Origin of the sequence: Microcoleus sp. F4-D5 (assembly GCF_036704885.1) — a bacterium.
In the GTDB taxonomy this organism is placed as follows: Bacteria; Cyanobacteriota; Cyanobacteriia; order Cyanobacteriales; family Microcoleaceae; genus Microcoleus.
Genome location: NZ_JAUBSX010000031.1, coordinates 70672 through 79522, shown reverse-complemented (window position 1 = coordinate 79522; position 8851 = coordinate 70672). Strand labels below are relative to the sequence as shown.

General features: G+C 44.9%; 10 protein-coding genes. 5 read left to right on the top strand and 5 right to left on the bottom strand.

The features are described from left to right. Nucleotides 1-74: 74 nt before the first annotated feature. Both QUA80_RS16430 and argB read right to left on the bottom strand, forming a co-directional pair. A complete protein-coding gene (locus QUA80_RS16430) occupies nt 75-215 on the bottom strand; it encodes a hypothetical protein (protein ID WP_333426187.1) in 141 nt (46 codons plus the stop codon). A 163-nt stretch (nt 216-378) separates the two neighbouring features. Beyond that, complete coding sequence (gene argB / locus QUA80_RS16425) at nt 379-1290, bottom strand: acetylglutamate kinase (protein ID WP_333426185.1); 912 nt, start codon at nt 1288-1290, stop codon at nt 379-381. Between the two features lie 246 nt (nt 1291-1536). Here argB and QUA80_RS16420 point away from each other — a divergent pair, with 246 nt between their 5' ends. Further along, a complete protein-coding gene (locus QUA80_RS16420; RefSeq protein ID WP_333426183.1) occupies nt 1537-2328 on the top strand; it encodes an HAD family hydrolase in 792 nt (263 codons plus the stop codon). A gap of 70 nt (nt 2329-2398) precedes the next feature. On the opposite strand, the gene mreD is transcribed toward QUA80_RS16420, so the two are convergent. The 3 genes from mreD to QUA80_RS16405 form a co-directional block, all read right to left on the bottom strand. Further along, nucleotides 2399-2965: a rod shape-determining protein MreD gene (mreD, locus tag QUA80_RS16415; protein ID WP_333426191.1), complete on the bottom strand. Its 567-nt coding sequence runs from the start codon at nt 2963-2965 to the stop codon at nt 2399-2401. After that, nucleotides 2965-3768 carry a rod shape-determining protein MreC gene (gene mreC / locus QUA80_RS16410; protein WP_333426181.1) on the bottom strand — a complete coding sequence of 268 codons (804 nt, stop codon included), beginning with the start codon at nt 3766-3768 and terminating at the stop codon, nt 2965-2967. The genes mreD and mreC overlap by 1 nt, the downstream gene beginning before the upstream one ends. A gap of 87 nt (nt 3769-3855) precedes the next feature. Continuing rightward, nucleotides 3856-4863, bottom strand: coding sequence for a rod shape-determining protein (locus QUA80_RS16405; protein ID WP_333243479.1), 1008 nt, complete (start codon nt 4861-4863; stop codon nt 3856-3858). A gap of 331 nt (nt 4864-5194) precedes the next feature. Between QUA80_RS16405 and QUA80_RS16400 the strand changes: the two genes are divergently transcribed. From QUA80_RS16400 to QUA80_RS16385, 4 genes are all read left to right on the top strand, one after another. Then, entirely contained in the window at nt 5195-5557 is a 363-nt protein-coding gene (locus QUA80_RS16400; protein ID WP_333426179.1) for a single-stranded DNA-binding protein, read from the top strand. A gap of 47 nt (nt 5558-5604) precedes the next feature. Continuing rightward, a complete protein-coding gene (locus QUA80_RS16395) occupies nt 5605-6126 on the top strand; it encodes a tetratricopeptide repeat protein (protein WP_333426177.1) in 522 nt (173 codons plus the stop codon). Between the two features lie 180 nt (nt 6127-6306). Continuing rightward, nucleotides 6307-7662 (top strand): P-loop NTPase fold protein, encoded by a 1356-nt coding sequence (locus QUA80_RS16390; protein ID WP_333426175.1) that lies wholly within the window; start codon nt 6307-6309, stop codon nt 7660-7662. After that, nucleotides 7619-8851: tetratricopeptide repeat protein (locus tag QUA80_RS16385; RefSeq protein WP_333426173.1), on the top strand; the 1233-nt coding region annotated here is incomplete at its 3' end. The genes QUA80_RS16390 and QUA80_RS16385, both read left to right, overlap by 44 nt.

Below are 8851 nucleotides of genomic sequence, written 5' to 3'. Positions count from 1 at the left end.
AATTAATAATTAAATGGGGTCGCAAAATCAAAAATAAGGGCAATGCTTGTATCACAGTTTAAATGTGCAACAGCTTACACTTCAATAATAGTTCCCACAAGTCCAACTGGCAAACTAGAAATTGATGCGTATTCTGGTTCCACTAGCGCTAATCGCGTATTTGAAATCGGCTTGAGAATCGCAACAGAATCCAAAACTCTAAAGTGTTTGCTCATAGTTTAAGAAAAGCTGAAATTCAACAACGGTTAGAATTAGTTGAAGTAATTTTACATAAGTACCTTCTCAAGGTTTTTAGGGGCAGGCTTAGTTAGGATATACGCGATCGCAGCGAGTTTACCCCTTTCACGCACCCGCCCTCCCCACGCTAGGATTTACACCTTACTTAGGCCTTAAGTTCGCGCTGCTAAATTCAGAAGCAACAATCATCGACCCAATCCCCGCATCCGTAAATATTTCTTGCAGCAAAGCATGAGGAATTCGACCGTCAATAATGTGAGCACCCTTCACACCCTGAGCCAAACTCCGCACACAACAATTAACCTTCGGAATCATTCCCCCAGACACAACTCCCGACTCAATCAACTCTCTGGCTTCCTGAATATCTAACTTAGCAATCAGACTCTCCGGCTTGTGATAATCCTCCAAAATTCCCGCCGTATCAGTCATCAAAATCAACTTTTCTGCTCCCAAACCAGCGGCAATTTCCCCAGCCACCGTGTCAGCATTAATGTTGTAAGATTGACCGTTTTCATCGGCTGCCACGCTCGACACCACCGGAATATAACCGCTGTTCACCAAAGACTCCAAAATCTGGATTTTCACGCAGCTGACTTCACCCACAAACCCAATTCCCTCGCGACCGTCAGGACGAGCTTGAATCAGATTGGCATCCTTGCCGCACAATCCCACTGCTTTGCCGCCAGCTTGGTTGATTAACGAAACAATTTCTTTATTTACTTTCCCCACCAAAACCATTTCTACAACTTCCATCGTCGCCGCATCAGTCACTCTCAAACCATCCTTAAATTGCGGCTCAATTCCCAATTTTTCCAGCCAAATATTAATTTCCGGGCCGCCGCCGTGAACCACAACCGGACGCATCCCCACGCAAGCTAGCAGCACAATATCCCGAACCACCTTGTCTTTGAGAGTGCTATCTTTCATCGCCGCACCGCCATATTTGACCACAATTGTGCGACCGGCAAAGTGTTGAATGTAAGGCAGTGCTTCGGACAGCACCTCTACTCGATTAGTGTCCGCATTCCTAACAAAATCGCTTTGTTTGAGCATGGGTAAATTACAAAAGACTAAAAACTTAATTCTAAACTTTAATGGCTAAGGCACGTATCAACAGCCACAAAAATCACTTTTTCCCTTCAAGTTATCGACGCACAGGCTCGATCGCCCTTATTGAGCCCAATCCTCTAAATTTTCATAGGTTTTTTTAATAAAATAATTAAAAATTATGTATTATAACTTATACATTTTTTGCTAAAGTCAAGAAATGTATAGCTCCCTTGATTTACTTAACATTTTATGTTAAATGTTGTCGCCCCGGACTCCGAAAACCTTCAGTACAAGCTAGCATCAGAGGCTGACTCGTCCCCCCGGATGACGGTATTTTGCGATTTAGACGGGCCGATCGTGGATGTGTCCGATCGCTACTACACCACCTATCAACAGGGATTGGCCCAGACTCAAGCAGCTTATCTTGCTAGGGGAATCAACCTCAACCTTCAAATACTCAGCAAACAGCAGTTTTGGCAAATGAAACAAAACCGAGTGCCCGATGCTGAAATAGCCAAAAGTTCCGGCTTGTGGGGAGAAGAAATTCATGTTTTTCTCGGATGCGTAAGTCGGATTGTCAATCAGCCAGACTTGTTGCACTTAGATCGTATCCAGCCGGGAGTGCAATGGGCGATCGCACTTCTTCATTCCCGCGGCGTGCGGCTGATTTTAGTCACCCTGCGGCCGAGAAATCAAGCCGTTCAACTGTTGCAAAATTACGGTTTAGCCAGACTGTTTACCTGCATTCGGGGAACTCAGATGCCGGATGCCGCCTATCACAACTATACAGCTTTAAAAACCGAATTGTTGGCTGAAGTTGCAGAAGAATTTAAGTCCTCCCTGGGTTCCGCTTGGATGATTGGAGATACCGAAGCTGATATCCTCGCAGGACAAGCATTGGGAATACCCACAATTGCCGTTACCTGTGGCATTCGCAGTCGCTATCAACTGCAAAAGCACCAGCCTAATTTCATTCTCAGCGATTTAATTATTGCGGTTAATCACTTATTAGGTTCGGCACCACAAGTAATAGTTGACTGATGACACTTAAAAGTCATTAGTTAACAGTTAACTGTTGACTAATGACTGATGACTGATGACTGATGAATGACTAAGATTGTTCTAAATTCCTCGTCATTTCCCACAAGCGATGCAGGGGAAAATAAATCACCGGAGCCCAAAGACTGCTGAGAATAGCAGAACACAAAGCCACTCTCTGGTGCTCGCTCCAAATTTCCAGTAAAGCCCGATCGCCCATAGCCAAAAATTGAATCCCCATCACCGTTTCCGCTACCACTGCCATCCCAAACACAATTAACGCGATCGGAATCGGATCTCTCTCAACAATATCTGCCGGAATCGACCAGGTTTTCAGCAACACCACTGTTAAGACTCCGACAATAACTAGACTCACAGCGTGGGTGGGATGAGGAGCCGTCATCGCATCTTGAAGAAACCCCAAAACCACGCCCATGCTAGCAGCTCCCCAAACTGTACGTTTGCGCTTAATACTCCAAGCTACCAACCAAATTAACAGCCAGTTCGGGCTAATTCCCAGCAATTCCATTCCCGGCATCCGAGTGGGCAATATCAGTATGCACAGCATCACAGAAACAAATGTAACGCCGAAGTTGAGAAATTGGCGCGATCGCGAAGACATCCGAGATAAAGCCTTCATCACTGCTTTGCTCCTTCCGACTGTTCAGAAGATTGACCCTGCGAAGCCTTTTGTTCGATTTGCTTAGAGTGGGGGTAAACCACTGCCCACTCCAGAGAATTCATCGGTGCAGAGAACTCAACAACAGCTTCGGGAGCCGGAGTTTTATTCAGATCCACCGAAACCACTTTTCCCACCGGCAAACCAGGAGGGAACAACTGACTAAAAGAAGAAGTTGAAACCACATCCCCAGGCTTGACATTAGGAACATTATCAAAAAACTCCATCACCGCCTGATTTTGCCCTTTACCGCGCATAAAACCCATGTTGCGAGTGCGGGTAATTCCCACACCTAATTGACTCGTAGGGTCGCTGATTAACAGCACCAAGCTAGTATTAGGAGTAACACTGACAACCCGACCTACCAAACCGCCGGGACCCATGACGGTAAAATCTGTTTTGATGCCGTGGTTGCTGCCGCGACCCAAGGTTACTTGCTGCCACCAGTGGTCCGCGCTGCGGCCAACAATAGGAGCTACAATCCCTTTAGGTTTCTTAGCCGAAACGTAACCTAAAAGCTCTTTTAGCTTCTGATTTTGAGTTTCTAATTCTAATAGCTGCGCTTGCAGTTCTTGAGTACGCGCCGAGATGAGCTGCTCTTGCCCAGAGCCGTTGGCTTGAAACGGACGAGTTACCCAATTGTAAACTTCAAACAGTGGAGCACCTTGTGTTTGTCGAACTCCCCAAGCGGCAGTTACAGCTAAACCTAAAAGGGCAATTGGCAGTCGCAGATCCCACCACCTGCGGAGTGTGTTTTTTAGCATAATTTCAGTAATCTAAATTTGTTATGTCAGGATTTTAGATTTGAGATGGCAGCCGTATTTCTAAATCCAAAATCCCAAATTAGTTAACTACATATTGCGCGACGACTGACCGCTGAAAACCCGTTCCAACTGTTTGTTTTCCAATACCCTACCAGTTCCCAAAACCACGCAACACAGCGGATCGGCTGCCACGTGAGTGACAATTCCTGTTTCGTGACTGATTAGAGTATCCAAACCTTTCATCAGGGCTCCGCCGCCGGCGAGCATAATTCCCCTGTCAATAATATCTGCTGCTAATTCCGGGGGGGTGCGTTCCAAAGTACGCTTGACAGCTTCCACAATTACTGAAAGCGGTTCCGACATACTTTCGCGAATTTCTGGGCCTTTGATTGTAACAGTTCGCGGCAGACCCGAGAGCAAGTGCAAGCCCCGCACTTCCATCATCGCATCGTCATCCTCTGGAGTTGGATATGCAGAACCCAACTGAATCTTAATTTCTTCAGCAGTGCGTTCGCCGATGACCAAATTGTGAACTTTTTTCATGTATTGGACGATCGCCTCGTTGAGTTCGTCGCCGGCTACTCGCACAGACTCGCTGATTACCGTACCTTGCAAACTCAAAACCGCAACTTCCGTCGTACCCCCGCCGATATCTATAATCATATTGCCAGTCGCCTCAGCCACAGGCAGTCCAGCCCCGATCGCTGCAGCGATGGGTTCATCAATTAACCGCACTTCTCTAGCACCGGCCTGAGTAGCCGCCTCAATGACAGCACGCCTCTCTACTCCGGTGACACCGCTGGGGATGCCAATAATGATCCGCGGCGAAACTAAGGTTCGGCCTTCGTGAACTCTGCGGATAAAAGTCTTGAGCATCAGTTCGGCTGTGTCGAAGTCTGCGATTACCCCGTCGCGAAGCGGGCGCAGTGCTATCACATTCCCGGGCGTCCGCCCGAGCATTTTTTTAGCATCTTCTCCAACAGCCAGCGGTATTTTTAAGTCCTGGTCGATCGCCACTACAGAAGGTTCTTGCAGAACAATACCTTTGCCGGATACATAAACGAGCGTGTTAGCAGTACCGAGGTCGATACCCATATCTCTAGATAAGGAAAATCGATTGAGAAGACCCACTGATTTGTACCCCCCCCCAAACTAAAATACTATTGTGTGCAATAATGTTGTTACAAAAGTGTAACCGAGGTGGATTCTATTACGTTTTTCATCCTGAGTCTAGTCAGAAATCTACATTGTCGAGTATAGGTTGAGCGCCGACTCGCCAATCATCCACAATCAATATGTTCTGGTAAGTGGGTGTAAAATCAGGATGAAGCCCTCATTGGCGCTGTTCCAAGTTCAGTTTGGACGCTAGCCCGCGCGTGGCAAGGTTGAACTACATCACCGATCGAGTACATTCCGGAAAAAGTTTATGAGTCTTAATGTTGTAACTTTAGTAGGCCGCGTCGGCGGCGACCCCGACGTGAAGTATTTTGAGTCGGGTACAGTCCTGTGCAAGTTGACGCTGGCAGTGAGAAAAAGATCGCGCAACCCAGACGAACAAACAGACTGGTTTAATCTGGAAATTTGGGGCAAAACAGCGCAGATTGCTGCTGACTACGTTCGCAAAGGCTCTCTAATTGGCGTAACAGGCTCTTTGAAGTTCGAGCGCTGGCAAGACCGCAATAGCGGAGCAAATCGCTCGAAGCCGGTAATTAAGGTAGACAATTTAGACTTGCTGGGTTCCAAACGCGACAACGAGTCGGGTATGTCGCAACACAACAGCGAATTCTAGCGTTTGGGGAATTAGGGAATAAATATTTGTGAATTGGGTGGGTGCTCGTGACTTCAGAAAAGTTAGAAATTGTTCAAACTGAGTACCAAGCTGGGCAAGTAGCTTTTGAGAGCGGCCGGTACGCTAAAGCTGTGCAGAGTTTAGAAACAGCTACCGGTTTAGTCGATCGAAATTCCCGGTTGGGCGGCGAGGTGCAGATGTGGCTGGTGACAGCCTACGAAGCCTCTGGCAATACAGAAAGGGCGATCGAGCTTTGCCGCCAACTCACCCGCCATCCCCGCCAAGAAACCCGCCAGCAAGCAAAGCGCTTGCTGTTCATTCTCGAAGCTCCCAAACTCACTATACCTCCTGAATGGATGGTGAAAATCCCCGATTTGGCAGCTTTAGATGAAAATCAATCAATCAGTTTTCAAGCCAATCCGAACGCTGATATCAAGTACGCTAAACCCAAGCCAGTCGTACCAGAACCTGTAGATTTGAGTCAGGTTAATACGAAAGATAATAGGTTTATCTGGGTGGCGTTAATTGCGATCGTTTTGATTTTAGGCGGCTTATTTATTAATTATTAATCATTTTTTGAAGTAGATTCGCGAAAAAACCCGGTTTCTGCGATCGGTTGCTAGCGATCGCTAGTTCTTGAGTATAGTGCGAGATGTGAGTTAACATAGGAGTTAAAAAGCTCCACATCCCGATCGTCCGCGATCGCGATCAACTGTGGGTTCCATCTACAATCTACAATATACAATCCGATGACTTCACTCCCACCCAACCGCGCCAAAACACTCAAAGAAGCTTACCGCGCTTGCGATGTCAAGCCTCTAACGGGCGATGATATTGCCCGGTATTATGTGGATTTGTCCGCAGTACGAAACACAGTAGCGATCGAGGATGTTAGCACGGATTTGGATCTTCAAGAACCGGGAGAATTTAACACAATTTTGTTTACCGGACATCGGGGATGCGGCAAAAGTACAGAGTTAAAACGCATTCAGTCGCGGTGGGAAAATGACTATCGGGTGATTTACATAGAATTCGATCAGGAACTAGATGTTCTTGATGCAGAATATACCGATTTATATTTGCTGTTTATCAACAAAGTAGCTGATGATTTAACTAAATTACGATTGAAGTTTGATTCCAAACTTTTAGAACGTTTTGAATCGTGGTTTAAAGAAGTCACTAAAGAAACAGAAGAAACTGTTCAATCTTCCGTTAGCGTCGAAACTGAAGCAAGTGCAGGATCGGAAATTCCCTTTATTTATAAGTTGACAGCCAAATTGCTAGGTCAAATTAAAGGTTCTAGTCAACAAAAAAAAGTGATTCGGGAAACTCTTCAGCGTAATTTGTCCCGCTTGCAAACAGATATTAATTTGTTATTGAAAGATGCTTTTGAGAAGCTGAGACGAAAATATCCAGACCGCTATCAAAAAGGATTTTTGGTGATTGTTGATAACTTAGACCGGATTCCTCCCAATGTTGCCAATCATTTGTTTTTTGATTACGCTCCTCAACTCCAAGAACTAGACTGTACAATTATCTATACAGTGCCGATTTCAGTAATTTATTCCTATAAAAATGTTAGCAATTTGTTTGGCAACCCCAACATTGTGCCAATGGTGAATATTTATGAATTTAATCGCAGTGAGTGCAATTTAAATTACAATCAGCAAAGATTAGAGGGAGTTGCCAGTTTGATCGAGCAGCGGGTTGATGTTAGTGCCCTATTTGACGATCGACAACAGTTGCTAGATTTGGCAAAAGCTAGTGGCGGTCACGTGCGACAATTGATGCAGATAACTCGATCGGCTTGTCGCACGGCTATTACTCGCAAACACAGTAAAGTTTTGGCTGAAGATGTAACTTACGCTTTAAATCAACAGCAATTTGACTTTGAAAGGTCTACTCCTACACCAGAATATTATACAATATTAGCGCGAGTTTGCATCGATAAAGATATTAATAAAGATGAAATTGGACAAACTTTATTATTCAATATTTCCGTTTTGGAATACAACGGCAATAGTCGGTGGAATTATGTCAACCCACTCGTAAAACAAAGCTATGCTTTCCAGCAAGCCCTTGCATCAATCCAGAGAAATTCCTGAAGTAGACCGACAAAGGATAATTGAACTAAATCAAGAGTCTTTCGATCAATTGCTGACGTTTGTCGATATTGTTCCCGACAATGCCTTTGATTTGGGATTTATCCAAAGTAATTTTGCCAAGGATAGAGATGCGATTATTCAGGCTTTAATTAGTCATCCCGATTGTCAAGAGATGCAGTTTGAAATTTGGGATTTTCCAGATCCTGATATGCGCTTTTTGATGGATGAAATTCTGAAGGTTTTGCCAACAGTCAAGGTTCAACCAGACAAAAAGTTGATTTTGATTGTGCGGGGAGTGGAAAATGCGATCGGGATGACGGGGGAATATCCGCCGATGCTGGTAGATTTTAATTGGGTACGAGATGCTTATCCGGTTAAAGTGCCGCATCCCATGATTTTTTGTTTGCCGGATTATGCGATTACGCGAGTTGCTAATTTTGCGCCGGATTTCTGGGCTTGGAATTCGGGAACTTTTGTGTTCAAAACTCCTGCAAATACTAGAGATGATGCGATGTCTCAAACTCTGGATGCTAGCAAAGGGATTAGCAATTGTGAGTTGCCGGAAAAGCAGGAACGAATTGATTTATTAAAGCGGTTATTGATTGAATACACTCCCTCCAATGGGCGCGAGGAAACTCAAGAGGATTTGAAAACTCGCATCAGGATTTTGAATAATTTGGGAATTGCTTATCGCAGTCGGAGTGAATATAAAACTGCAAAATACTATCTGGAACAAGCGTTAGATTTGGCGAAAAATGATGAAGAGTTCATATCTTTAAAAGCAAATACTTTACATGAATTAGGATGGATTCAGGACGATTGGGGAAATCCCAAAGAGGCGATCGCATTTTATCAACAATCACTCGAACTTCACGAAAAAATTGGCAATCTTCAAGGGAAAGCTGCTACTTTGCACCAACTAGCAGGAATCTATGCAAATCTTGGGGAAGTAGAACAGGCGATCGCATTTTATCAACAATCTCTCGAACTTAAGGAAAAAATTGGCGATGTTCAAGGGAAAGCTGCTACTTTGCACCAACTAGCAGGAATCTATGCAAATCTTGGGGAAGTAGAACAGGCGATCGCATTTTATCAACAATCTCTCGAACTTAAGGAAAAAATTGGCGATGTTCAAGGGAAAGCTGCTACTTTGCACCAACTAGCAGGAATCTATGCAAATCTTGGGGAA

Excerpts from the sequence above, each read along its gene's own strand:
- QUA80_RS16430 (WP_333426187.1), bottom strand. The coding sequence starts at position 215 with ATGAGCAAACACTTTAGAGTTTTGGATTCTGTTGCGATTCTCAAGCCG.
- argB (WP_333426185.1), bottom strand. The coding sequence starts at position 1,290 with ATGCTCAAACAAAGCGATTTTGTTAGGAATGCGGACACTAATCGAGTA.
- QUA80_RS16420 (WP_333426183.1), top strand. The coding sequence starts at position 1,537 with ATGTTAAATGTTGTCGCCCCGGACTCCGAAAACCTTCAGTACAAGCTA.
- mreD (WP_333426191.1), bottom strand. The coding sequence starts at position 2,965 with ATGAAGGCTTTATCTCGGATGTCTTCGCGATCGCGCCAATTTCTCAAC.
- mreC (WP_333426181.1), bottom strand. The coding sequence starts at position 3,768 with ATGCTAAAAAACACACTCCGCAGGTGGTGGGATCTGCGACTGCCAATT.
- QUA80_RS16405 (WP_333243479.1), bottom strand. The coding sequence starts at position 4,863 with ATGGGTATCGACCTCGGTACTGCTAACACGCTCGTTTATGTATCCGGC.
- QUA80_RS16400 (WP_333426179.1), top strand. The coding sequence starts at position 5,195 with ATGAGTCTTAATGTTGTAACTTTAGTAGGCCGCGTCGGCGGCGACCCC.
- QUA80_RS16390 (WP_333426175.1), top strand. The coding sequence starts at position 6,307 with ATGACTTCACTCCCACCCAACCGCGCCAAAACACTCAAAGAAGCTTAC.